24 protein-coding genes are annotated in these 23,704 nt (G+C 39.2%); 12 read left to right on the top strand and 12 right to left on the bottom strand.

Annotated features, from left to right (window positions below; translation table 11 throughout):
- Window positions 1-169: 169 nt before the first annotated feature.
- Window positions 170-1,357, bottom strand: a complete 1,188-nt coding sequence (tuf, locus tag ORH16_RS12110) for an elongation factor Tu (RefSeq protein WP_265459098.1) — start codon at window positions 1,355-1,357, stop codon at window positions 170-172.
- Between the two features lie 349 nt (window positions 1,358-1,706).
- Between tuf and ORH16_RS12105 the strand changes: the two genes are divergently transcribed.
- A complete protein-coding gene (locus ORH16_RS12105; RefSeq protein ID WP_265459097.1) occupies window positions 1,707-2,060 on the top strand; it encodes a YxeA family protein in 354 nt (117 codons plus the stop codon).
- A gap of 165 nt (window positions 2,061-2,225) precedes the next feature.
- Here ORH16_RS12105 and ORH16_RS12100 read toward each other — a convergent pair whose 3' ends face one another.
- Window positions 2,226-4,010 carry a glycoside hydrolase family 35 protein gene (locus tag ORH16_RS12100; protein WP_265459096.1) on the bottom strand — a complete coding sequence of 595 codons (1,785 nt, stop codon included), beginning with the start codon at window positions 4,008-4,010 and terminating at the stop codon, window positions 2,226-2,228.
- Between the two features lie 67 nt (window positions 4,011-4,077).
- Window positions 4,078-5,082, bottom strand: a complete 1,005-nt coding sequence (locus tag ORH16_RS12095; protein WP_265459095.1) for a nucleoid-associated protein — start codon at window positions 5,080-5,082, stop codon at window positions 4,078-4,080.
- A 125-nt stretch (window positions 5,083-5,207) separates the two neighbouring features.
- Here ORH16_RS12095 and ORH16_RS12090 point away from each other — a divergent pair, with 125 nt between their 5' ends.
- Window positions 5,208-5,447 carry a hypothetical protein gene (locus tag ORH16_RS12090; protein WP_265459094.1) on the top strand — a complete coding sequence of 80 codons (240 nt, stop codon included), beginning with the start codon at window positions 5,208-5,210 and terminating at the stop codon, window positions 5,445-5,447.
- A 112-nt stretch (window positions 5,448-5,559) separates the two neighbouring features.
- Here the strand turns inward: ORH16_RS12090 and ORH16_RS12085 are convergent, their stop codons facing one another.
- Window positions 5,560-6,183 carry a response regulator transcription factor gene (locus tag ORH16_RS12085; protein WP_265459093.1) on the bottom strand — a complete coding sequence of 208 codons (624 nt, stop codon included), beginning with the start codon at window positions 6,181-6,183 and terminating at the stop codon, window positions 5,560-5,562.
- Window positions 6,180-7,298 carry a sensor histidine kinase gene (locus ORH16_RS12080; RefSeq protein WP_265459092.1) on the bottom strand — a complete coding sequence of 373 codons (1,119 nt, stop codon included), beginning with the start codon at window positions 7,296-7,298 and terminating at the stop codon, window positions 6,180-6,182. The genes ORH16_RS12085 and ORH16_RS12080 overlap by 4 nt, the downstream gene beginning before the upstream one ends.
- Before the next feature lie 111 nt (window positions 7,299-7,409).
- On the opposite strand from ORH16_RS12080, the gene ORH16_RS12075 reads away from it, so the two are divergent.
- The 6 genes from ORH16_RS12075 to ORH16_RS12050 all read left to right on the top strand — a co-directional run bounded on the left by ORH16_RS12075 (window position 7,410) and on the right by ORH16_RS12050 (window position 14,280).
- Window positions 7,410-8,342 carry an ABC transporter ATP-binding protein gene (locus tag ORH16_RS12075; RefSeq protein ID WP_265459091.1) on the top strand — a complete coding sequence of 311 codons (933 nt, stop codon included), beginning with the start codon at window positions 7,410-7,412 and terminating at the stop codon, window positions 8,340-8,342.
- Window positions 8,343-8,354: 12 nt separating this feature from the next.
- Window positions 8,355-9,488 carry an ABC transporter permease gene (locus ORH16_RS12070; protein WP_265459090.1) on the top strand — a complete coding sequence of 378 codons (1,134 nt, stop codon included), beginning with the start codon at window positions 8,355-8,357 and terminating at the stop codon, window positions 9,486-9,488.
- Window positions 9,475-10,659, top strand: coding sequence for an ABC transporter permease (locus tag ORH16_RS12065; protein WP_265459089.1), 1,185 nt, complete (start codon window positions 9,475-9,477; stop codon window positions 10,657-10,659). Before ORH16_RS12070 ends, ORH16_RS12065 begins: the two co-directional genes overlap by 14 nt.
- Window positions 10,660-11,049: 390 nt before the next feature.
- Window positions 11,050-11,181 (top strand): hypothetical protein, encoded by a 132-nt coding sequence (locus tag ORH16_RS12060; protein ID WP_265459088.1) that lies wholly within the window; start codon window positions 11,050-11,052, stop codon window positions 11,179-11,181.
- Between the two features lie 211 nt (window positions 11,182-11,392).
- Window positions 11,393-12,703 carry a serine hydrolase gene (locus ORH16_RS12055; protein WP_265459087.1) on the top strand — a complete coding sequence of 437 codons (1,311 nt, stop codon included), beginning with the start codon at window positions 11,393-11,395 and terminating at the stop codon, window positions 12,701-12,703.
- A 374-nt stretch (window positions 12,704-13,077) separates the two neighbouring features.
- Entirely contained in the window at window positions 13,078-14,280 is a 1,203-nt protein-coding gene (locus ORH16_RS12050) for a YdcF family protein (protein WP_265459086.1), read from the top strand.
- 65 nt (window positions 14,281-14,345) lie between these two features.
- Here ORH16_RS12050 and ORH16_RS12045 read toward each other — a convergent pair whose 3' ends face one another.
- From ORH16_RS12045 to ORH16_RS12030, 4 genes are all read right to left on the bottom strand, one after another.
- Window positions 14,346-14,699, bottom strand: a complete 354-nt coding sequence (locus ORH16_RS12045; RefSeq protein WP_265459085.1) for a fluoride efflux transporter FluC — start codon at window positions 14,697-14,699, stop codon at window positions 14,346-14,348.
- Entirely contained in the window at window positions 14,696-15,079 is a 384-nt protein-coding gene (locus ORH16_RS12040; RefSeq protein ID WP_265459084.1) for a fluoride efflux transporter FluC, read from the bottom strand. The genes ORH16_RS12045 and ORH16_RS12040 overlap by 4 nt, the downstream gene beginning before the upstream one ends.
- 123 nt (window positions 15,080-15,202) lie before the next feature.
- Window positions 15,203-15,697: an HD domain-containing protein gene (locus ORH16_RS12035; protein ID WP_265459083.1), complete on the bottom strand. Its 495-nt coding sequence runs from the start codon at window positions 15,695-15,697 to the stop codon at window positions 15,203-15,205.
- Window positions 15,698-15,937: 240 nt separating this feature from the next.
- A complete protein-coding gene (locus ORH16_RS12030; RefSeq protein ID WP_265459082.1) occupies window positions 15,938-16,708 on the bottom strand; it encodes a TrmH family RNA methyltransferase in 771 nt (256 codons plus the stop codon).
- 144 nt (window positions 16,709-16,852) lie between these two features.
- Here ORH16_RS12030 and ORH16_RS12025 point away from each other — a divergent pair, with 144 nt between their 5' ends.
- The 4 genes from ORH16_RS12025 (at window position 16,853) to ORH16_RS12010 (ending at window position 20,143) form a co-directional block, all read left to right on the top strand.
- On the top strand, window positions 16,853-17,131 hold the full coding sequence (locus ORH16_RS12025) for an acylphosphatase (RefSeq protein ID WP_265459081.1): 279 nt from the start codon (window positions 16,853-16,855) through the stop codon (window positions 17,129-17,131).
- Window positions 17,132-17,306: 175 nt separating this feature from the next.
- The gene (locus ORH16_RS12020; protein WP_265459080.1) at window positions 17,307-17,846 is read left to right on the top strand and encodes an isochorismatase family protein; all 540 of its coding nucleotides are present in this window, start codon (window positions 17,307-17,309) and stop codon (window positions 17,844-17,846) included.
- Window positions 17,847-18,056: 210 nt separating this feature from the next.
- The gene (yidC, locus tag ORH16_RS12015; protein ID WP_265459079.1) at window positions 18,057-18,989 is read left to right on the top strand and encodes a membrane protein insertase YidC; all 933 of its coding nucleotides are present in this window, start codon (window positions 18,057-18,059) and stop codon (window positions 18,987-18,989) included.
- Window positions 18,990-19,201: 212 nt separating this feature from the next.
- The gene (locus tag ORH16_RS12010) at window positions 19,202-20,143 is read left to right on the top strand and encodes an AEC family transporter (protein ID WP_265459078.1); all 942 of its coding nucleotides are present in this window, start codon (window positions 19,202-19,204) and stop codon (window positions 20,141-20,143) included.
- A gap of 51 nt (window positions 20,144-20,194) precedes the next feature.
- Here the strand turns inward: ORH16_RS12010 and ORH16_RS12005 are convergent, their stop codons facing one another.
- The 3 genes from ORH16_RS12005 to ORH16_RS11995 form a co-directional block, all read right to left on the bottom strand.
- Window positions 20,195-20,749 carry an HD domain-containing protein gene (locus tag ORH16_RS12005; RefSeq protein ID WP_265459077.1) on the bottom strand — a complete coding sequence of 185 codons (555 nt, stop codon included), beginning with the start codon at window positions 20,747-20,749 and terminating at the stop codon, window positions 20,195-20,197.
- Between the two features lie 67 nt (window positions 20,750-20,816).
- The gene (locus ORH16_RS12000) at window positions 20,817-22,019 is read right to left on the bottom strand and encodes a hypothetical protein (protein ID WP_265459076.1); all 1,203 of its coding nucleotides are present in this window, start codon (window positions 22,017-22,019) and stop codon (window positions 20,817-20,819) included.
- A complete protein-coding gene (locus tag ORH16_RS11995; RefSeq protein WP_265459075.1) occupies window positions 22,016-23,698 on the bottom strand; it encodes an Hsp70 family protein in 1,683 nt (560 codons plus the stop codon). The genes ORH16_RS12000 and ORH16_RS11995 overlap by 4 nt, the downstream gene beginning before the upstream one ends.
- Window positions 23,699-23,704 lie beyond the last annotated feature (6 nt).

Below are 23,704 nucleotides of genomic sequence, written 5' to 3'. Positions count from 1 at the left end.
ACCCCTTTCAAACTTTTTTTAAAAGAGTAAACGCTTTTATTTTATTATATCCTTATGATTTCTGATTTAGTAGTAAAATTTAAAAATAATTTCACAAATTTTGCAGTACATTTGTTACTTTTTGGCAAAAAAAATCCTGACTCCATAAAGGAATCAGGATAAAAAATTTTTATTTTTCAATTGAAGTAACGATACCTGAACCAACTGTCCGGCCGCCTTCACGAATTGAGAAGGTTGTTCCGTTTTCAACAGCAATTGGGTGAATTAATTCAACATCAATTGTAACGTTATCGCCTGGCATAACCATTTCAGTGCCTTCAGGTAAAATAATATTACCTGTTACGTCAGTTGTCCGGAAGTAGAATTGTGGACGGTAGTTGTTAAAGAATGGTGTATGACGTCCGCCTTCTTCTTTGGTCAATACGTAAATTTCTGCAGAGAATTTAGTATGTGGTGTAATTGAACCTGGTTTTGCAATAACTTGACCACGTTGAATTTCATCCCGTTGGATACCACGGAGTAAAATCCCAACGTTATCACCAGCTTCACCGTAATCCAAAGTTTTACGGAACATTTCCACACCGGTTACAACTGCTTTTTTAGTTTCAGGAGCAATCCCTACGATTTCAATTTCGTCACCAGTTTTAACCACACCACGGTCGATACGACCTGAAGCAACTGTACCACGACCAGTGATTGAGAAAACATCTTCGACTGGTAATAATAAAGGCTTGTCAGTATCACGTTCTGGAGTTGGAATGTAATCATCCACAATATCCATTAAGTCATAAATAACTTTTTCGTAATCAGCATCGCCTTCAAGAGCTTTCAAAGCAGAACCTTTTACAACTGGAATATCGTCGCCTGGGAAACCATATTCAGTTAATAATTCACGAACTTCCATTTCAACCAAGTCGATTAATTCTTCGTCATCCACTAAATCGATTTTGTTTAAGAAAACAATTAAGTATTTAACACCAACTTGACGAGAAAGCAAAATGTGTTCACGAGTTTGTGGCATTGGGCCATCTGTTGCGGATACCACTAAGATAGCACCATCCATTTGGGCTGCCCCAGTAATCATATTTTTAACGTAGTCCGCGTGTCCTGGTGCATCGATATGCGCGTAGTGACGTTTGTCAGTTTCATACTCAACGTGGGCAGTGTTAATGGTAATTCCACGTTCACGTTCTTCAGGAGCGGCATCAATACTTGCGTAATCTTGTGCGCTCGCTAAACCTTTTTTAGCTAAAGCGTTCGTGATGGCTGCTGTTAAAGTTGTTTTACCGTGGTCAACGTGTCCGATTGTACCAATGTTAACGTGTGGTTTACTTCTATCATAATGTTCTTTTGCCATGATCTAAAATACCTCCTATAAATTGATTCCTTCAAGAATCAGGGTTGGCTTCTCTCCGTAACATGAAGCTTATGATGTTATTATAGGTCAAAACTAGTCAGAGTCAATTAAAACGACTTCTTAACAAAACCTGACACTAATTTTGTTTCGTTTACAACCTCAAAGCAACAGTAGAAGATTACAGTCCATAGTTTAGCACAAAGCCGCCAATCTACAAACTAAAGACCTTCGCCATAAGAGAATCTAAACAATTTAGTTATTTTCATCTAACAAAATTGTTAGCCAAAAATAGGCTGAGAAGATGGCATTTCGCTATGCTTTGTTTATAATAGTGTACGAGGTGAAGAATGTGAAAAAAATAATTGGCTTTATCGCTATTTTAGCAGTCTTTATTGGCGGCAGCTATTTTGCTTATAATTACTACTACGGCGGCGATACTTATTATACGAAAATTGTGACAGATGGTGAAAGATCAACAGAAACCAGCGACAGCGGCGAAACGTTTACCTTTTACGATTATGATCAAGCGGCTTACGACCAAGATGGTGCCGAAAAAGATGTGAACCTGCATGAAAGCCGGGAAAATCCGTTAAGAAAAGATGCCTACCTGAAATTATTAGTCAATGAACGCAAAGGCGTTATCAGCTGGGAAGAAGTCAGCCAAGACGATGTGCCGGATCAAGCTTTGACACAATTAAATTAATACTAAAAATGAGAGCTACCCAAAAAAGTGGGAGCTCTCATTTTTGTTTTCCTTCAATTGTTTGATTTATCTCAAAAAAGTTCCATGGTTTAAAATAAACGACAAAAATTTCCTAGTGTGATTATTACTAAAAGAAGAATAAAATACCATACCAGCCTTTTTTTATTAATCTTTTCCATAGACTGGCTGGTCGCTAAAGCTCAGGGTGTCAATTTTTACTCCTTCTGTTTCAAAAACAATAATCTCGTTTAACCCCTGCTGCAAAAACTCCTTTGGACAATAAAGATACTGAGTCGGCCCAAGCTGCCAATAGCGACCTAAATTGAATCCATTAACAGCGACTATCCCCTTACCATAATCCGAGCAATCAATAAAACTGTCCTTTGGCTCAGCTAATTCTACTTCAAACTTATAAAAAGAAGGCTGTCGATAATCAGCGGCGGCTGTGAAATCAATTTTTGCCAATTGTTCAAAAGAAAAATCCAATGCATACTGAGTAAAACCTTGATGAAAATGAATATCATGGATTAATCCGCCCCGCATCCCTTTTTGTTGAGTGGGCGCATTTAATTTATAACCGTAATTAACCCGGCCTAAATTTTCCAGCAAAATTTTTACATTGGTGCTCTCTTTTTGCTGCTTGTTATGATACCGTATTTCTGCACCCATCGTTTCATGATATTGCGTGCTATGAAAATGATTATTGATAAAAATTTGTCCCCGGTCACTCGCCTCCACTAGCTGCAGCCGATTTTCCTGCTGATAGTTTTTTAAATCAGCAGAATACAGGATATAACCTAAGCCACTGCCCGCTGCTTCCATTGTTAAAGGATAAACTGAACGCTGCTCTGTTGCCATCGCAGTAACTGTGTTAAACAAGGAAACACTGTCCTTCACAGGAAAACTACCAAAATTAGTAAAGGTTTTACTGCGGGGCTCTGCCTGCCAAACATTCGGGCAAATTTCTTTTATCGCTTTTTGGACTGCAAAATATTTTTCTGTGGGCGTACCCCATTCCGTCAACAGTGCATCATAATCATAGCTCGTCACTTGAGGAAAATCTTTTCCTTGAGTGACGCTACAACCATTATAAAAGCCAAAATTAGTGCCTCCATGAAACATATAAAAATTAATCGAGCCCACTGCTAGCATTGCTTTCACCTCGGCGGCAACCTCAGCTGGCTGGCGCCGAATAATTTCATTGCCCCATAGATTAAACCAGCCATCCCAAAACTCCATGCACATCACTGGCCAGTTTTTGCCGTGCTTGGCCATAAACTGTTGGATTTTAGCAGCATTTTCTTTGGCGTGACTGCCAAAATTCCCCGTGACAAAAACATCTTCTTCAATCAGGCTGCCGGCATCTAAAACCTCTGGCCAATCTCCGTCGGCAGTGAATAACGGTACTGTGATACCATTGTCCGTCATAATTTTTTTGGTTTCTTTTAGATAAGCTTTTTCCATGCCATAGGAACCGTATTCGTTTTCAATTTGCATCATAATTACGGGGCCACCTTCAGAAATTTGCAGTGGCGCTAATTTTGGCAAAAGGACGGAAAAATAATTGCTGACTTTTTCCATAAAAATCGCATCTGTTGATCTTAATCGAATTCCTGGATAGTTTAGTAGCCAAGAGGGCAGACCACCAAAATCCCATTCAGCACAAATGTACGCCGAAGGCCGCAGGATGACGAACAACTCCATTTTTTGCGCCAATTGAATAAAGGCCGTCACATCTTTTAAGCCAGAAAAATCAAATTGACCTTCAACCGGTTCATGTAAATTCCAAGGGATATAGGTCTCTACGGTATTGGCCCCTAACGCCTTCAAATTATATAAACTGTCTTCCCACTGGCCCGGCGTCATCCGAAAATAATGAATGGCCCCACTGATCAGTTTAATTGGCTGACCATCCAACAAAAAATCTTCTTTAATCTCAAATGTTCCCACGCTAATCCCCCTTCTCAAGCAGACCTGATGAAATAAAAATTTTTTTTTACAACAAACTAGCTTTTGCTTACAAACGATTAATAACCTCATCCACATTTTTAATCATGACAGAAACCGTTCCGTCTGGATTATTCATAAATTCAATGAAATCTGGATTGCGGTAAACATCCACCGGCACGATTAGTTCAATTCCGTTGGAGAGTTTGAATTTTTGTTTGCCAAAACGTTTTTCGGAAATTTCCTGAATCTCTTTGACCGGCTGTAATTCTTCAACAAAGCCAGCCTCTTTAACCTCTTCTTTGAAGGCCATTTGGGCAGAGATATTATCCTTGAAAACTTTTTGAGCGATTTTTTCGGCTTCAACAAAACCAGTTTCCTCGATGCTGTCATACATCGCTTCTTTGACATCGGCTAAAATTTCAAATTCATCCTCGTCAAATTTTTTACCGATTTGCTTGGCAACTTTTTTGATGACTTCGGTATTTTCTTCAAGGGAAGGTGCTGGTTGAGTTTCAATCACAGATTCCGAAAAATAGGCTTTTTTCTCGCCAGAAAAGGTGTAGCGTTTTTCAATCAGCTCAAAACTTAAATTGCTAACGTTGACAATCAGCGCTTCATCCGCCTTTTGGGTTTTGGAACCCAATATACCGCGATTTAAAATTAATTTATTTTCAATCGCCCCAGTCTCGCTATCGACATAATGGGTATAAGCTTCGTGATAGTTGGCCTTCAAGAAAGCCAAATAAAGCTGAGTGTCTTCTTCATAGAGCACGACAAAAATATCGGCACTGGGACCATCTTCACTCTGTCCATAGAAGCCAAACCAGCGCTCCGTCAATTTTTCGCTGACGCTGATAAAATCCTCTGAGACAGTTTGCAATAATTCTGCAACTGCGCTGTCTTCTGCTAAAATCCCAGTTTTGGTCTGGGCAGAAGAAACCTTAGTAATTTTTTTCGTTAAAAAATCCCGAATATATTCGGTGGTCAAGTCTAATTCAACTTGAGAAAACACGGGTAAATTACTTTCTCTATCGATTAAATGCATAATTGCTTTTTTTAAATATATATCCAAAATGAACGACCTTCTTTTCTGTTTTTTGCCTAAGAGCTAGTGTACCGAAAAAAGGCGCGATTGTCAGCAAAATTTGTGCAAGAAGCAAAAATATCCGTTAAAATAGACTGAGATGGAGGTGTCCAATGCAAGCCAATTACTTAGAAAAATTACCTGAGGCAGTTGCCACTGCCTTAAACCATGACTTTGTTTTTATTATCAATGAAAATTTAGTCCAACATTATCCCGCCCGCCAATGGACCGACCAAGAAATTTTGAGCGATTTAAAAAGGCGCTTTGGTGTGGAAGGTCATTTTGTCCAAAAGGAAAATTACCGGATTGTGGAATTGCCGGGAGTCGAGACTGTCAAAATTATTGTTCCCTAACAAGTAAACACCTCAGAAATTACAACGCAGTTACCTGTCTTCAATCAGCTAGATTTTTTATCTCACTGTTGAGGTCGTGTCCGCTGTCTTGTAAAATTTCTAAGGTGTTTTTTTATTTGCTGTATTCTCGATAATAAAAAACAGCCAGCTGCGTGCGATCCCGCAAGTTCAATTTATCCAATAGCCGACTGATATAATTACGGACGGTTCCTTCACTGAGAAATAAGGCGGCGGCTATTTCTTTATTATTCAGTCCGTTGGCCACTTGAATTAAAATTGTTTCCTCCTGTTCAGATAAAGAAAAATCAGGTTTAGCCGCTGCCGGTTTTAAAATACTCGGCAGCTTTTCAACAATCTGACTACCAAAAACAACCTGCTGATTGACCACAGCTAAAATTGCCGGCACAATAGCGGACAAATCTTGTTTAATTAAATACCCCTTGACGCCAATTTCTAAAGCTTTTTGAATATATTCTTCATCCGAAAAAGTCGTCAATAATAAAATTTTTGCCTGCGGATTGGCAGTCAAAATATTTTCAGCAGCTTGAATCCCACTGCCTTCTGCCATCCGAATATCCAATAAAAGGACATCTGGTTGCCATTTTTGATAAAGCGCCTCAGCCTCTTGCCCAGAATGGCCGCTAGCTACCACCTGAATCTTGCCCTCAGCCTCAACTATCGTTTTTAAAGAAGTAGTGACTAGATAATCATCGTCAACGACCACAATTTGTATCATTCAACTTCCTCCTCATTTTCTTTGGGTTTATCCAGCTTCGGCAAGATAACCTGTAACGAAAATCCTTTTTCACTGGCGTGAGTATGCAGTTGCCCGGTAAAATCTTCCAAACGTTTTTGAATACTCAAAAGTCCAATACCTTGTGACTGACTCGTTTTCTGCAGCGTTCCATTATCTTGAATTGTGCACTTGTAAAACGCTGGCAGCTGACTAAATTCAATCCTCACTGTGTCAGCGTTACTGTGCTTCATAACATTGGCCAAAGCTTCTTTAATAATCATCAGCAAAGGCTGGGCATACTCTTGCGGAAAATCTTGAAAATTGCCGCTAACTTTCACCTCAGCCCCATAAAAATCCTGCAGGAGTAGCTGTAGACCGTCAGCTAATGTGACAGAAATTTGATAAGTATTGTGCACACTATTGCGGATGCTAGACATGCCTTGATTGACTGTGTCATTCAATAATGACAAGGGCTGTTGTAATGTTTCCTGTTGGTTTAAAGTCTGAATAGCTCCAAGTTGCAATAGCGCACTGGATAATAGGTGGCCGACATTGTCATGAATATCTCTAGCAATACGGTTGCGTTCTTTAGTGATTTCCAATTCAATCAGCTGTTCTTGGGTGGACAGCAGCTGGCTATTTTTTTCTGTTAAGATATGCTGTTGCTCCCAGCTGTCGTCTTTTAACCGTAAATAATTTTGTTGCATATCTGTTTGCAACAAACGGTGCCAAGCTAGATAACTGCTGGCTACCATCAATAATAAAACTAAAATTTTCAATTGACTGGATAAATCGGCCAACAAAACTGTAACACTAATCAGGACAAGACTAATTTGCTGCCATTTTTTTTGCGGAGTGACGGTCAGATAAAAGCCGGTCACCGTTGGCAAAAAAACGAATAATAGCGGATAAAAAAGTCCCACTGCTAGAAAAAAAGTAACGAGAATTTCTTTTAGAAAGTTCACAGGCTTTAAATAAATTAGTCCACAAAGAATCAGGGTTACCAACAACCACAGGACAATGACCCTTGCGTCAACTTGTCCAACTAATAGAAAAACTGCAAAGAGCAGAAAAAAACTATTTTCCCAAATATTTTGATAGGGTAACTGCTTCATAGGACTCCTTAATGTGACAATTGTCACCTGCTGTTTGGCCGACAGACACTAGGCTAGCTTGATTTTATTTATTATAGTCATAGTAACAAGAAAAAGAAAAGAGGCAGCCGAATGATTATTGAAGTAGAAAATCTCGTAAAACGCTACGGCTCTTTGATGGCTTTAAACCATTTTAACTTGAAGGTCAAAAAAGGAGAACGCCTTGGTCTATTAGGACCAAATGGCAGCGGCAAAAGTACAGCCATCAACTGTATGCTTTCGCTTTTAAGCTACGACAAGGGATCGATAAAATTATTTGGCGAAGAAATGGCCCCTGATAAATATGATTTAAAACGACGGATTGGCGTGGTTCCCCAAGAGGTTGCAGTTTTTTCAGAGCTGACAGCCGAGCAAAATATCGATTACTACTGCGGGCTTTATATTGCGGATAAAGCAACTCGTAAACAGCATGTGGCTGAAGTCATCGAGTTAGTCGGCTTAGAGGAATTTCGCAATTTTGTTCCCGCTAAGCTTAGCGGCGGTTTAAAGCGCCGCTTAAATATTGCTTGTGGCATTGTGCATAAACCAGAATTAATTTTTTTAGATGAACCGACTGTCGCTGTCGATCCTCAAAGCCGCAATAAAATTCTCGAAAGCATTCGGATTTTAAATGAACAAGGAGCGACCATCGTCTACACGACTCATTATATGGAGGAAGTCGAAAGCCTCTGCAATCATATTGTGATTCTTGATCAAGGAGAAGTTATTGCTGAAGGCAGCAAAGAAGAACTGAAGCAAATGATTCGCACCACAGAAAAATTAGTGATTGAGCTGCCCTTTTTCAGCGATTCACTGAAAAAATACTTAGCTGGCCAACCTGATATTATCGAAACAGAATACGACCAGATTTTTCTGACGTTACACACTACTCATTTAAAGAAAACTTTATTGGAACTGCTGAGTTTTTTCAGCACTCAGCAACTGGATTTTGGCAGTATTCATACCCAAGAAGTTACTTTAAACGATGTCTTTTTAGAAATTACCGGCAAAGCCTTGCGGGATTAAAGGGGGGATTAGATGTTTCAGCACTTATATCGCTTTCGTTTAAAAATTTTATTACAGCGACGAGACCTACTGTTTTGGACTTTGATGTTTCCCTTAATTCTCGGTTGGTTTTTCCAAGCGGCCTTTGGTAATATTGACAATGCTGAAGTAGTTACTGCTAGTGACGTTGCTTTTGTCGGGCAAGCTACCTCAGAAGAAAACCAATTTGCTGAAGCCCTCGGCAGCATTGACAATCAAGGGACGGCATTGTTCAAGCCGGTTTCCATGAGCGAAAAAGCTGCGCTGCAAGCTTTAGAAGAAGGCGAAGTCAGCGGGATTTATTATTTTTCTGATCAAGAAATTTCTCTGCAAATTAATTCCGATCAAACACCACAAAAATTGCTGCAGGCTTTTTTAGATCAATTTTTGCAGCAACAAGATTTACTGGCACAAATTACCGCAACTGGTCAAACTTTTTCTAATGAACAGCTGGCTCAGTTTTTGGAGCCAGTAAATTATTTGCAGGCGGATGGGGAGCTTTCGGCCAACGACCAAAAAAGTTTTTACTTTTTTACTTTGATTGGCATGGCCTGCATGTTTGGCTTTCTCTGGGGCTTGAAGAATAGCGTGGATGAGCAGGCCGATAAATCGGCTAGAGGCATTCGCTTTTCCCTAATTCCTGCCAATAAGCTTTTGGTCAATACTGCCAACACTTGTGCTGCCTTTACCATATTTTTTGTAGAAATTCTTTTGGTAATTGGCTTTTTCAATCTGGTCTATCAAGTCAACTTTGGCTCCCGCTGGCAATGGATTTTAGTGGTTACTGCTCTCGGTTCCTACAATGCCCTCGTTTTAGGGGCCTTTCTTGCTAATCGTTTGAAGATACCCCTCCTTCAACAAGAAAATGTCGGCTTAGCCTTGACAATGCTTATGAGCTTATTTGCCGGTATGTTCGGTTCGTATCCACGGGATTTAATTGCCAAATATCTGCCATTTTTAAACTATTTAAACCCTGTTAACTTAATTAGCGAAAGCTTTTATCAATTGCTTTACTATCAATCGTTGGATTCCTTTTATATAAATCTCTTTTGCCTCATCGCTTTGGCAGCCTTGCTCTCCATCAGCGAATTTCTCTTTGAAAGGCGGGCACAGTATGAGTATCTTTAAAGCCATGCTTTATATCATCAAAAAAAATCGTTGGAGTCTGCTGCTGATTGTTTTAATCAATGTGGCTATTTCTGGTTTTAATGCAAGAAATTTTACAGACAATACCACCCTTGATTTAACCAATTCAAAAATTTCCATTTATAACCACGATCAAGGAGACATCGGCCAAAGCTTGTCAGATTATCTAGCGAGCCAGAGCAGGCTAGTTACTTTGGCGGATAATCAAAAAGCCCGTGATGACGCTTTGTATTTTGGAAAAACAGATTATATTTTAACGATTCCCGCCGACTTTAGTGAAAGCTTTCTGTCGGGAAATACTGATGCAACACTAGCAGTCCAGACGCAACCTGGAAGTTTTGGGACAAGCCTTTTAGAAACACGAGTCAATCAATATCTCAATACTTTGCAAACTTTCAATGAAATGCAGCAGGAGGAGACACTCTCTGTTTTATTAACGCAAACAGCAGAAAATTTGAAAATTACCGGAACACTGGTCAGCGATTCGACATACGCTGAGAACAACTGGCGTCAAACTGCTGCCAATATTTATAACCTTCTAGCTTATGGACTTTTTGGTACAATCTTTTCTGGGATTGCTACGATTTATTTAAGTTTTAACCGCCCAGAAATCCGTGAACGAAATCGACTGGCCCCTCTCTCTGCTAAAAATTTTAATGGACAGCTGGGAAAAGGCCTGTTGCTCTTTAGTCTGATTACCCTATTAGTCTTTTTAACTTATAACTTCGTGATTACTGGTATGGTATTTTCCTTCACAACTTTGCTTTTTTGTTTAAGCAGTGGTCTGTTCTTTTTAACAGCGGTCACCTTCTCGCAATTAATTGCCCAGCTTTCTAAAAGAGATATGGTAATTACCATCGTTAACAATATCTATATTCTGGGTAGCTGTTTTATTAGTGGCGTCTTAGTCCCAGTGGAATATTTACCAAGCTTTGTCAAAAATATTGCGATGTTCACACCGACCTATTGGTTTGTTGATTTGAACAGTCAGATTGCCGAAACCAGTCAGTATGGTCCTAGTTTTTATCAAGGCGCTGCCGTCAATGGTCTAATCTTAATCACTTTTGCAATTGCCTTTGTCGTCATCAGCCGTGTGTTGCAAAAGGAAAAAAACCAGCAGCTTTGGTCCAACCTAAAGAATAACGTTGCTTAATTCTGTCATTTTCAAAAATAAAAAGTTCCCGCTAGTTTTTGGTGGATACTTGTCCTTAAAATTTTTTTGAATTATTTTTACGCAACTAACTTATTTTAAGTTTCATTTAAGCTCCTTGTTTTATTCTTTTGACATAGGTAATCCCAACCTAATCCAATTATCTTTTTTCATTTTCCTTTGAGGCTAGCACCCATCCTATCGCTAGCCTCTTTAATATCTCTTTTGTAACAATTATTTTCTAAGACGGATTCTTAACATTTTGTTAAAACGCTTTTTTCTTCATAAATTACGGGCAAATTCATATAGAGTTAACAAAAGTCATGTTATAATGTAGATAAGAAATGAAGGACTAGTGAAGCATTCACTGGAAGATAGAAAGTAGGGAAAGTTATGGAAATTATTTTTAGTGTCTTAAGTTTAGTTGTGTTAAGCGGCCTGTCACTTTTCGGACTTGTGCTGTATACCAATCAAGAAAGCCAACGTCAAAAAGTACCTGTTAGAATTAAAAAAGATGAACGTTAAAACAAAAATTGAATAAAAATCTGCAAATGCGGCTTTACTCGTATTTGCAGATTTTTTTGTGTTCTACCCCCACCCCCTCAAACTTTTTTATTAAGTTTCTTCTGACGGCTTGCCTAGCCTTGTCAGCTTTGATACACTTAAAAACGGTATTTTAAAAATAAGTACGTTGTCTAAAAAAAATAATGGCATGATTCGTCTAAGGAGTTTGGAAATGGCCCATAAAAAAATAAAAATTATTGCTTGGTTACTAGCCTTTGTTACGGTACTGTTTGTCAGTCCGCTTGCTGTCAAAGCGGAGGAAAATGATTTTTCCGTCAATGCTGGTGCTGCGCTTGCCATCGATGCCGAAACCGGCAAAATTTTATATGATCAAAATGGGGACACCCCACTGGGCATCGCCTCAGTCACGAAAATTTTAAGTACCTATTTAATTTTAGAGAGTGTGACTAGTGGCACAATTTCTTGGGAAGATCAGGTGCCGATTTCGGAATACACTGGTGCCTTGAGTTTAAACTGGGAGCTGTCAAATGTTCCTTTGTATACCAATCAAACTTATTCGGTTCGAGAGCTTTATCAAGCGGGCTTGATCGCTTCGGCCAATGCCGCAGTTGCCGCGATGGGTGAGTATATCGCTGGCAGTGAGTCGAATTTTGTCGACATGATGAAGGCAAAATTAACAGAATGGGGCATTGACGATGCAAAAATCGTCAACAGCTCAGGTCTGAATAATTCTTATCTTGGAGAAAATATTTATCCCGGCAGTGCTGCCGATGATGAAAATATGATGTCTGCTAAAGATGTGGCAATTGTTGCCCAGCATTTAATTAATGATTTTCCGGAAGTCTTAGAGACCACCTCGGTAACTTCAATGGTTTTTTCCGCCGGCACCGCTTCTGAAACAGAAATGACCAATTGGAATTGGATGCTGCCAGGCTTTTTATATGAAAAGGCCGGCGTTGATGGCTTAAAAACTGGGACAACTGATTTTGCCGGCGAATGTTTTGTCGGCACCATGGAACAAAATGGCACTCGCGTCATCACCGTCATTTTAAATGCCGGTGGCACTGATACAGATACCGGCGCCCGTTTTACTCAAACGGGACTGCTAATGGATTATTGCTACAACACTTGGTCCCGTCAGGAAATAAGTCTTGCAGATGCTACAGTTCCTGACTTAGAAACTTTGGCTGTCCCTGACGGCGAAGAAATGACCGTTCCGATTGCCGTTGAAGGCAGCGTAACTTTATGGGTAAAAAATGGCGCAGATTCAAGTAACGTTGCTTATGAGGTTAGCTTAGATGACTCATTAGTCACTGACAATGAATTAGCCGCTCCTGTCAGTAATGGCCTGACAGTCGGCACTGCTACTGTTAGCAACCCTGATGACACCCTTGGTTATCTCAACGAAGCGGACAATGTTCAAACCGTTGAACTAGTCACCACTCAAGAAGTGCTTAAGGCAAACTTTTTCATTAGAATCGCCCGCAGCCTTACGAACTGGCTCAACGATTTAATTGGTTAAAAGAAATAAACTAAGTTTTAACAAATTGAAAGCAGGTAGCAAGCTTGATTGATAAGCTGCTATCTGTTTTTTTGCCTTGCCACTAGAACTTAAATACTTCACGGAAGATTTAGTTGGCCTTGCAGTTGTAATCTAAGACTTAATCCTAGTCTACTAAAAAAAAATTTCGAACAAGTTTTATACGTTTTGGCAAATAGCACTGAATGTAATTTCAAAATTTCCAGTAACAAAGATACCGCCAATTCGTTTAGGTTAAGGCATCAGGAAAAAGACTTGCAGCACAACCACTTTTTTATCGTTTCAAAGAATTTTTTGCTATACTATAAAGCAGATAAAGAACTGCTTGTCAGTTCATTGAGTACAGGAGCTTGGTTATGAATTTTAATTTAGAAATTATCTTTTTTATCGGATACCTGCTGGGTGTCATTGGCATTTATGTTTGGCAGCGAAGGAAACTATTAAATAGCAGCTTTTTTTATATTTTACTTTTTTCAGGCCTCGCGCTGCTGGCCTACACTTTATTTTTAGAATATCGAGAGGGCAGCTATTTTTTTCTGCTGCCACTAGTCTTTTTCAGCATTTTTGCTATTAGCTATTTTAGGGAGAAACGGCGACTAATTAACGGCCTGCTCTTCAACTTTTTTTTGATGAGCTTTGGTAGCTATCTGCTGTTTGTCATGTTTGAGGCACAAAGTATTTTTCTCGGTGGATTGTTGTCAGTGATTGGTTTGGCTATCTTATTTACCTTAGCCTTTGGTATTTACGCCCTGATTCTCTTTTTATATTGGAACAGCTATCTCGTCTTAAAAAAAGAATCCTTTTCTTTAGCAAATCTGCTGACGCTTCTTTTGGGAATTGGTCTCACAATTTACCTTTTAATTGAACTTTTTGTTCTTTCCCATCTACCAGATTGGTTAGCGATTCTATTTTTCATTGTGCCATTGATGCTGGGCTATTTCTTTGTCGTCTTTTACAATTACCTGACAATTTCAGTTCTTTATCAGTTTAACCGTCCTAAATACAATCAAGATTATATTATTGTTTTAGGGGCCGGTTTGATTGATGGTAAAACGGTTACGCCACTATTAGCCAAGCGAATTGATAAGGCGATTCAGTTTTATAAAGCTCAAAAGCGGGCGACTATGAAGACGCCAATGATTTTGATGTCTGGGGGTAAAGGCAGTGATGAAAGTGTTTCAGAAGCTGAAGCGATGCGGGCCTATGCCCTTGAACAAGGAATTGCAGCTGAAGATATCCTGATGGAAACTAATTCAAGAACAACCTTGGAGAATATGAAGTTCTCAAAAGAAATTATGGATGCTGGTTCCGATCAGCCCTACAATGCGATTTTCACATCGAATAATTTTCATATTTTTCGTGCGGGTTTATTTGCCCGCCAAGCTAAAATTAAAGCAGACGGCATCGGTGCCAAAACGGCTGGCTATTATCTCCCCAATGCTTTTTTGCGGGAATTTGTCGCAATTGTCGCTTTACATAAAAAGCGCCACATCATCGTGTTTTTATTTTTCTTAGCCTTCGTCATACTCTTCGCCCTTATCAGTCTGCTCTTTTCATAAAAAAATCCCAGCCCTTATCAAGAATCTGATACGAGCTGGGATTAGTTTTTTAAATTTTTCAAATGTTAAGCTAAGATTTTTCCAACAACTAAACCGGCAAAGCAAAGGACCATTCCCACCACATACGTAATCGTAAAATACCAATAAAATAATTTGCGGTTTTCCTTTAATAAAATAAACAGCTCAAAATTTAGCGTCGAAAAAGTTGTGTAGCCCCCCATCAAGCCAGTTCCCAATAATAAATATAGGCTGTTAGACAAATTCATTCCTGCAAAAATACCTAATAAAAAAGCACCGCTAAGATTAATTATTTGGGTAGCAAAAGGGTAAGGATGTGGCAGCTTTTCAAATAGTAAATTAATACTGTAGCGAATCAAGGCCCCCATCGCAGCGCCAGTGCCGACTAAAAGAAAGTTCATTGGGCAAGCCTCCTTGGTGAATACACATATTCACCGAGAAATGCCATCAACAATCCCCCGAAAATTGAAGCCACTAAATAAATCACAGCTAACAAATAATGATTGCCCGACAATAATTGTGCTGCATCTAAAGCAAAGGAAGAAAAAGTTGTCAAAGCTCCGCAAAAACCGGTGCCAACGCCAAGGATTAACCGACCATTCCAATCTCGGTCCACCATAATATGTTTTACCAGCCAGCTAAAAAGAAAACAGCCAACAAGATTGACCATCAATGTGCCAATTGGAAAATCGCCAATTTTTGGGAAAATAAAGCCGACTAAGTAGCGCACATTTCCGCCAATAAAGGCAAAAGCAGCCACAATTAAATAATTAAGCTTCACCATAATTCCTCCAAACTTTTGAATTCTTCGTCATCTTAAGCTTATTTATCGGAATTTTCAAGGAAGAATTTTCAAAATAGAAAAAAAGAGGAAAATCCCATTCGATTTTCCTCGGTAAACTTTTTAATTTCGGGCAAAAATGTGCTGCCACTTGCTCCGCATATTTTGCGTAAAGGGCTCTGAAGCTTCCTTAACTGCACAGTATTTATCAACCATTGTTACAATGTAGCTTTCCTTGTAACGAGGCGGTGCAATCGTTGCTCCCCACATGTGTTTCACAATAATGTCTCTTTCTAGCGGAGACAATTCTGTAATTTTTTCAGCATTTTTGACGGCAATCCGTGGATGCATATAGGCATGAGAGCCTTCATCAAACTTAGTTGTCCGCCAATCATAATAAAATAAATCGTGTAATAAGCCTGCCCGCGCAGTTGCTCGAGCATCGCCGTGCCAGCGTTTAGCTAATTTATAACTATAATATGAAACACTTAAAGAATGTTCTAAACGAGTTGAATTCACATGTTGTTTGTAAGTTGCCAGTTTTTGTACTTCGTCAGTTGCTAATAAATCTTCCACATAGGACATATATTCTTTATCATCTTGCCAAGCTAAAGTCATTCACAAAGGCCACCTTTAATTTTGAAATCATTCTAATACTTATTCAGTATAGCACGCCCCCAATGAAATTACTTCTAACGGTCTTGATTGTTAAGATTCCTTAATCTTTTTAAGAAAAATGTAAAGAAAATCAATCTGCAAATAGAACTAAACTTTTTGTAAAGAGCTTTAAATCAGTAAAAATTCAGCTTGTAGTTGAAATTTTTTTACAACTTTATTTCAACAGTCTTTTCACAAAAATTAATTTTTCAGCGCTAAGGCATACATTAAAATGCCGGCTGCGACCGCTACGTTTAAGGATTCCGCTTGACCCAAAATCGGAATATAAATATTTTGATTGGTTTGACTTAAGATTTCTTGAGGAAGACCCTGTCCCTCATTGCCCATGATTAACGCCACATTTTCTAAAGGCTTAACCTCGGTTATACTGATAGCCGCCTCATTCAATTCCGTCCCATAGACAGGACTACCCGCTGACTTAAACAGCTCAATGGCTTCCAAAATTGGTTTTTCAATAATCGGCAGATGAAAATTGCTCCCCTGCATACTTCGTAAAACTTTAGTGCTATATATATCAGCGGTGCCTTCGCCTAAAATCACTCCAGAAAAACCAGCAGCGTCGGCGGTGCGAATCATTGTGCCGACATTACCAGGATCTTGCACCTCTGCCAATAATAACCAGCGCCCGCTAAAATCATTGGTCTGATTATTTTTTAATTCCATCACCGCTAAGATTCCTTGAGGCGTAGGTAATTCTGATAGACTATTCATCACAGAATCACTGACAAAATAAAGTTTCTCAGTAGGGAATTCAGCTAGCCAAGCCTGCCATTCCTGCAGGCCCCGCTGATTGACTAAAACTGCAGATATTTCCTGTTGATTTTTCTGGGCCTCTTCAATCAAATGAAAACCCTCCAGCAGATATTTCCCTTCTGCTTGGCGCACTTTTTTCTTTTGATATTTTTTTAATTCTTTAATCCAAGTATTCTTAGTGGATAAAATTTCCTTCATGAACGTCACCTCGCGTTATTATAGCATGAGTGGCCTGCCAGAAAAAAGCAGATTATTTTCTGACCTACCTTTAAAAAACTTGAAATCGACAGTCTTTTTTTTCATAATAGAAACAAGAAAACTTTTTTAAGAAAGAGGTGCCCCTTGAAAAAATTAAAAATTAATATTAAAGGTCGTGTGCAAGGTGTCGGCTTTCGCTATACCACCAAAATGGTCGCCGATGAATTAGGCGTGACCGGTGCCGTTTGGAACGAAGATGACGGCTCCGTTTCAATCGAAGCCGTGGCAGACGATGCTGTGATGAAGCTTTTTTTGCAACGCTTAAAAGCTTCCCCCTCCCCTAGTGGCAAGGTTTCTGAAATGACCGTGGAAGAAGCCCCTGAGTTGAAAGAAGGAAAGAAATTTAATGTTTCTTATCGATAGTTTTTAGGTGTAAGCAGTCTTTATTTTTGGAAATTTTATTCAACATGCTATCAAGGCAACTACTTTAGATTATTTGTATCAAAACAAACACTTAATAGCGCTGATACTCAGTAAAATTATTTGTAAAGGTTAGCGTAAATCAAGCAAATTACGATGAAGCGTAAGGAACATGCAAATGAAAGCATTGATTGTCATAGATGTTCAAAAAGAATACATGGCTCAATATGAGTCGATTCTCATGTCTGATATAAACGGAAGTATCCTGCAAGCTGCAGAAAATGACGAGCTAGTCATCTACATTAAAAATGTTAGAAAACTAAGAAGTGAGCCAACAACCTATGATTTTGTTGAAACTCTAAAGATCGTTTCCGACAAAATTTTTTATAAAGAAAAACCAAGTGCCTTCTCAAATGCCGAATTAATAAATCTCCTCAACAAGAACAATATTTCTCAGATTGAAATTGTGGGAGTGGATGGCAATTCTTGTGTAGCTTTCAGTGCTGTTGATGGAATTAAGTTTGGGTATGATGTAACCTTACGCCTCAACTGTATTGGCATAAAAAATTCTTTAAAATTTGAAAAGAAATTAGCCGACTTGAAGGAACGAGGCATTCGTGTCATATATCCAACGGTCTGCTATCTAATGTATAAAGCAGCAATCAGCTCAATATACAAATTTGACGGCTTGTTTCTACCTCCTTCTTTAGGAGACTAGTCAAGAATAGAAAAATGTCCGCCGTTTGCATCAATTAAAATTGATAGTTTAATTAATCGAATTCAGGTTTTAAATCAGATTAAAACCTGCACCTTTTCTACTCTTAGAAAAACCTAAGACTTTCGCCTGATTTTTTAATGTTGAATTGAAATCAGGCGACTTTTTTAGTATAGTTAAAAAGTGTGAAATTTAAGGTAGAGGAAGAAACTAATGAATCGAATTAAAAATGTCTTACTTGGCTCCGGGATGGTCACTTTACTACTTGCTTTGTCTGGCTGTGTCGGCACAGACTCAAATGGAAATCCCGATACAAGCGGTATAATTTATCGCTTCTTAGTCCGTCCGATGGGCAGCTTGATGCAATACTTAGCCAATGATTTTGGCTGGGGCTTTGGTTGGGCGGTAATTTTTATCACGATTATCGTGCGAATTATCATCATGCCATTAGGAATCAATCAATCCCGTAAATCATTGATTCAATCTGAAAAAATGCAAGCAATCAAACCACAAATGGATGCCATTAACGCAAAAGTTAAAGCGGCAACTTCTCAAGAAGAACAATTAGAAGCCAATCGTGAAATGCAGGAATTATACAAAGCCAACAACATGAGTATGTTTGGCGGCATCGGCTGTTTGCCATTGCTTATTCAAATGCCAATTTTCTCTGCGCTATATTTTGCGGCGCGTTATACAGAGGGCATTAGCGGCTCTGTTTTCTTCGGTATTAATTTAGGTGACGTTAGTTACGTCTTAGCGGCGATTGCTGGCCTTTCTTATCTAGCCCAAAGCTTTATCTCGATGATTGGCTTGCCGGAAGAACAAAAGAAAACCATGCGTTCAATGATGATTGTTTCACCTTTAATGATTGGTTTTATGTCTATCAGCGCTCCAGCCGGCGTTACATTGTACTGGGTAGTCGGTGGGGTCTTTAGTTGTATCCAATCTTTTATCACCAATGTAATGATGCGACCAAAAATCAAAGCGCAAATTCAGGAAGAATTAAAGAAAAATCCGCCAAAACAAGTTGTCACACCTAGAAAAGATGTCACGCCAACACCAGCAGAACCGATTCAAAATCGCAATGCAGGCACTAGTGATAAGAATGGCCGTGGCAGAAATGCTGGCAAGCAGCAGCGGAAGTAAAAAACTATATTCATACGCAAACTGTAAAAGCGTCGTTGACTTACTGTCTTCGGCGCTTTTTTTGAATTAAAATATCAATTTTGGTAAATCCGGCATTGAACTCTTGGAGCCTTCTTCAGTTTCCATTCGTCAGCTAAAAATTGGTTTTCCCTTGTCTCCCTCCTCATTTTCCGCTAAACTAAAATCAGTTTGGTAGAAAAGGGTTGAAAATTTTGGTTAGTGCATATGTTAATATCTTGATTATTTTTGCTTTGATGTTTATCGGCTATCTCTTGTCTTATAAACAATGGTTTAACAATCAAACGGCGGATGTCTTTTCTAAATTGATTTTAAATATCGGACTCCCCTGCAATATGTTTTTAAATATTACGAGTAGTTTTTCCCGAGAAGAGTTCCTACATCTATTTTCGGGGATGGTGATTCCGATTTTTTCAATGCTTCTTACCTACGGCTTTAGCTTGCTTTATGCCAAAATAATGAAGGTTGAGAAAAAACACTTTGGAACATTTTCGACAATGTTCACCTGCTCCAATACAATTTTTATTGGTTTGCCGATCAATCTGGCTATTTTTGGAGAAGCCTCAGTACCTTATGTTTTACTTTATTACATTGTCAACACGACAATTTTTTGGACAATCGGAGTGTTTATGATTGCCAAAGACAATCCACAAATCGAAACAGCAACGGTTTCTTTTCATCCGACAGCCGCTTTAAAAAAGATTTTCACGCCACCGTTAATGGGGTTTCTGATTGGCTTACTCTGGATTTTCTTAGAATGGCCGGTACCGCAAATGGCGACGACCTTTTTTAGTTATCTGGGTAATTTAACGACTCCGCTATCGATGTTTTTTATTGGAATTATTATTTTCTTCACCGGCATTAAAAATATTCGTCTCACTAAAGATACCTTTGGCGTTTTAATCGGCCGTTTTGTTATCTCTCCTTTACTAGTTATTTTGTTAGGGCATTTTATCCAAGTGCCAGCATTGATGCTCTCTGTTTTCATTGTGCAGTCTTCCATGCCAGTGCAAAATTCTGTACCGATTTTAGCCCGCAGCTACGGTGGCGATACAGAGTTCGCTGCCAGTAGCATGACCTGGAGTGTTCTGATTTACCTGTTTTATATCCCAATTTTACTGGCAATTATTTTATAAAAAACAGCTAGCTCTCTGCATTTTTAGATTCGCAGAAAGCTAGCTATTCTTTTAGGCTTTTATCAATTCTTCTTTAGCGGCCTTGAGCCACGGATGTTCAATTTTCAGATCATTTGCATAAAGCCAGTCTAGATAAACTATGCAAGCAGCATCTAAGGAATTTTTAAGAGCCGCTTCAAGCTCAGTCAAATAAGGTGCCGGCTGCGGACGATCCCACTTGATTTTATCTGCGATAAAAAGACATTTATCAAATGGAGTTGCTGAAGGTTTCAAGGTGGTATGGCAAGCAATTGCACTGAGTGTTGCAGGATTGCTTATATTAAAATAAGCTTCTGCTAAATAACTGGATTGTTTTTGATGGAGCAGCATCGGCAAAGTCTTTTCTGCTGGGTGAATAGTATAACCAAGTGCGTTTTCAATCTGAAGTCTCTTTTCATTTGGAATCACACCGCTTATATCGTGGAGTAGCCCCGTTTCAAAGGCGGCTGTAGGATTCAAATTAAAGTCTGCGGCAATAGCTTTAGCAGTTTCTGCCACTTCACAGGAATGCTTAAAGATTTCTTGTTTATTATACTCAAAAAAATATTTTTCAACCGTTTGAATCAAGTTAGGAAAAATTTCTTTTGGTTGGTACTCATTAAGTGTCGCCACAATTTTGCTCCATTTCTTTATTTTATAGAAACCAAAAAATAACGAACAGAAGAAGGAGTACACCAAAGAACAGGAGGGGATGACCTTTTTTAAACTGTTCTGGTAGTATTCGTTCACTAACTCCTGTAAGGTGTTTGCCGCCTTCTAAATAAGCTAATTCATATTTGGTTAAGACTGGTGGGTCATAATCTTTAAAGGGTGTAAGATAGGCAATTGCCCGCTGACGGTCATCACTCTCAAAAGCAACACTGCCTAAAATAAGTTCATAAATAGTTTTTGGTAGCTCCTCTACAACTGGCTGAAAAAAAGCTCTCGTTTGTTTTTCTCGTTCCTGACGGCTGACATCTTGAGCTGCCCCGTGATGATGGTAGCGAATGTAGTCGACAATTAGTCTACGGCCGGGAAAATCCGGCAAGTTTTTTAAATGATGATAGAATTTATCAAATGTACTTTTTTTAAAAAAGCTGTGGTCTTCAAAAAGTAATAAATAGCATTGATAGACCTCTAATAGATAGTCACAAGCATAAATTTCTCGGCACTCAGTTAGTAGTTGAGCAATCTCAGCCAGCCGATTTTCTTCTGAAAATAGCAGATAAATCTGGCTGCGATTTTTAACATATAAATATCGCTGACTTTTAGGTATCTCAGCATAAAAAGAGAAATCAAAATCAGGAAAATGTAGAATAGCCTGCTTCCATTGAAGTTCAGCCTGCTTGTTCTTTTTTTCGGATACATCTTGACACAGGTTCAATAAAAATCTTCTAACGGGTGACGATAAGACCAAGTATTCGCTTGCTAAAAATTTTCTTAAATACTCGAGAACTTTTGATATCGCGGCTAATTCCTGAGGCATAGTTTCTTTAATAAAAACTTGCCAAAAAATAACCTCATGATAATAATTTTCATTGCCTTTAAACCTTCGAAACGCGACTTGAAAATTTTCAAACTCACTCAAAGAAATGTTGGCAGCATTGTCAGGTTCTTCAAAATTCTCAACAGTAAACCCGATTATTTCATCAGACTCGTTGATAAATTCTTCACCGAGTTCTTCAGTCGGGTTATACGTGCGGGCAGCGTCAAAAGCGGCTTTAAGCTCTTGAAACTCATCCGGATTTTCCTCGACGTTGATTGCTTTTAATTTTTTTGCATAAGCTTTCTTGATAGCTCGCTCGTCTGTGGTAGCGGCAATCTCAAGAATTTGCCAGCAATCTTTACAGCCGGTCATAGAAAACTTCTTCCTTCCCACTCTTCGACAATTTTGCTGATTTTACGATAAAGATTGCGAATAGTGGTCGGATTTTGCCCCATCAAGGCGCTGTTAAAGTCCAGCAGCATCTGCTGAACAAAATGGCGCTCATCACCTAAACTTTCGCTATACCAGCGCTCGAGTCGAGCTACTAGCAAACGATTTTCTGCTTTGTCCTGTGGCAAAATTTTGAGTTGGGTAAATTTTTCCAACGATTTTTGAATGTCAGCTTCGCTAAGTTTTCCAGGATTTTGTTCAATCACTGTCGTGACTTCTCGACCGGTTGCTGGATCTTGAGCGACAACCTCTAAAACACCATTGTTGTCATAAGTAAAACGGCAAGTCACTAAATAGTCCTCCCTCGTCCCTTTTGGTAAAGGAATCGTTAGCTCGCCGATTTTCAAATTTTCACTGGCTTTGGGACTCTCCCCTTGATAAATTCCAAAACGAATGGTCTTTTGGTTTTCCCTCAAGGTACCAAAAGGATGTTGAATGCTAACGGGTATCGTGGTATTTCTTTCAATGATTGGAAAGAAAATATCATGGAGATAGCCGGTTGCCGTCTGCTGGGAAGTCTCAACGCCTAAGGAATGAGCGCTAACGTCTGTTAAAATCAGCTCTTCTTTAAAGGTTTGATTTTTTATTCCACCATGTATAGCGGCTCCTATAGAAACAACTTCATCGGGATTAATTTCACTAAAGGGAAACTGCTTCAAAATTTTGGCAAAATATTGCCGCACCATATCACTGCGGGTGGCACCGCCAACTAAAATAACCTGATCCAAATCACTTAACTTAATACCGCCGTCCTTTAAGACCCGCATAATCGGCAAGTTTAAGCGATTGAACAAATGCTCTGAGAGTTTTTGAAAACCAGCTGGCGTTTGCTGGTAAATATATTCTTCTTCACCGAATTGAAAGACAGTAGAAAAATCGCTGTTACTGCTGAGTAATTTTTTTCCTGCTTCCATGCGGCGATAAAGAACGCCTCGCTCTGTTGGTGTTAAAGCTAAATTTGGATGGCCCTGCAGAAAATCTTTAATCAACAGCTCAGTAAAATCCTCACCGCCTAAATAATTATCTCCTGAAATCGCCTCTACCTGCATGATGCCATCAAATAAATCTAGCAGAGAAACATCAAAGGTGCCGCCGCCTAAATCCAAAACTAAAATCATTTTATCTGTCGTCTGCTGGCCATAAGCTACTGCTGCCGCTGTTGGCTCACTTATTAGCTGCTTGATATTGAGATGAGCTAATTTTGCAGCCTCCATCGTGGCTTCCCGCTGAATATTATTAAAATAGGCCGGCACAGAAATAATTGCTTCTTCACAGGGTTCATGCAAATAGGCCTCCGCTGAAGCCTTTAATGAGCGCAGGATTAAAGCCGATAGCTCGACGGGGCTAAATTCTTTTTCCCCCAGCAGATATTTTTTTTGCGTCCCGATAAATCGTTTAAAGGCTGCGGCTGTCTGCGTCGGATGGGTAATCAAGCGCTCTTTTGCAATCGCACCCACCAAGACTTCCCCGTTTTCATCAATGCTGACAACAGAAGGCGTTAAAACTTCGCCGTGCTGATTAGGGACAATTTGTACTTTTTCTCCATCCCAAAAACTGATTAGACTATTGGACGTGCCCAAATCAATGCCAAAAACTGCCATTTCCCC

Origin of the sequence: Enterococcus sp. HY326, from assembly GCF_026157065.1 — a bacterium.
Classification (GTDB): Bacteria; Bacillota; Bacilli; order Lactobacillales; family Enterococcaceae; genus HY326.
The sequence above is the reverse complement of the archived record's forward strand: the minus strand, read 5'-3'. Positions and strand labels throughout refer to the sequence as shown.

Coding starts and splice junctions, on each gene's coding strand:
- ORH16_RS12030 (WP_265459082.1), bottom strand. CDS start 16,708: ATGAAGGAAATTTTATCCACTAAGAATACTTGGATTAAAGAATTAAAA.
- ORH16_RS12065 (WP_265459089.1), top strand. CDS start 9,475: ATGAGTATCTTTAAAGCCATGCTTTATATCATCAAAAAAAATCGTTGG.
- ORH16_RS12035 (WP_265459083.1), bottom strand. CDS start 15,697: ATGACTTTAGCTTGGCAAGATGATAAAGAATATATGTCCTATGTGGAA.
- ORH16_RS11995 (WP_265459075.1), bottom strand. CDS start 23,698: ATGGCAGTTTTTGGCATTGATTTGGGCACGTCCAATAGTCTAATCAGT.
- ORH16_RS12080 (WP_265459092.1), bottom strand. CDS start 7,298: ATGAAGCAGTTACCCTATCAAAATATTTGGGAAAATAGTTTTTTTCTG.
- ORH16_RS12055 (WP_265459087.1), top strand. CDS start 11,393: ATGGCCCATAAAAAAATAAAAATTATTGCTTGGTTACTAGCCTTTGTT.
- ORH16_RS12075 (WP_265459091.1), top strand. CDS start 7,410: ATGATTATTGAAGTAGAAAATCTCGTAAAACGCTACGGCTCTTTGATG.
- tuf (WP_265459098.1), bottom strand. CDS start 1,357: ATGGCAAAAGAACATTATGATAGAAGTAAACCACACGTTAACATTGGT.
- ORH16_RS12050 (WP_265459086.1), top strand. CDS start 13,078: ATGAATTTTAATTTAGAAATTATCTTTTTTATCGGATACCTGCTGGGT.
- ORH16_RS12020 (WP_265459080.1), top strand. CDS start 17,307: ATGAAAGCATTGATTGTCATAGATGTTCAAAAAGAATACATGGCTCAA.
- ORH16_RS12060 (WP_265459088.1), top strand. CDS start 11,050: ATGGAAATTATTTTTAGTGTCTTAAGTTTAGTTGTGTTAAGCGGCCTG.
- ORH16_RS12000 (WP_265459076.1), bottom strand. CDS start 22,019: ATGACCGGCTGTAAAGATTGCTGGCAAATTCTTGAGATTGCCGCTACC.
- ORH16_RS12070 (WP_265459090.1), top strand. CDS start 8,355: ATGTTTCAGCACTTATATCGCTTTCGTTTAAAAATTTTATTACAGCGA.
- yidC (WP_265459079.1), top strand. CDS start 18,057: ATGAATCGAATTAAAAATGTCTTACTTGGCTCCGGGATGGTCACTTTA.
- ORH16_RS12090 (WP_265459094.1), top strand. CDS start 5,208: ATGCAAGCCAATTACTTAGAAAAATTACCTGAGGCAGTTGCCACTGCC.
- ORH16_RS12045 (WP_265459085.1), bottom strand. CDS start 14,699: ATGAACTTTCTTTTAGTCGGCACTGGCGCTGCGATGGGGGCCTTGATT.
- ORH16_RS12085 (WP_265459093.1), bottom strand. CDS start 6,183: ATGATACAAATTGTGGTCGTTGACGATGATTATCTAGTCACTACTTCT.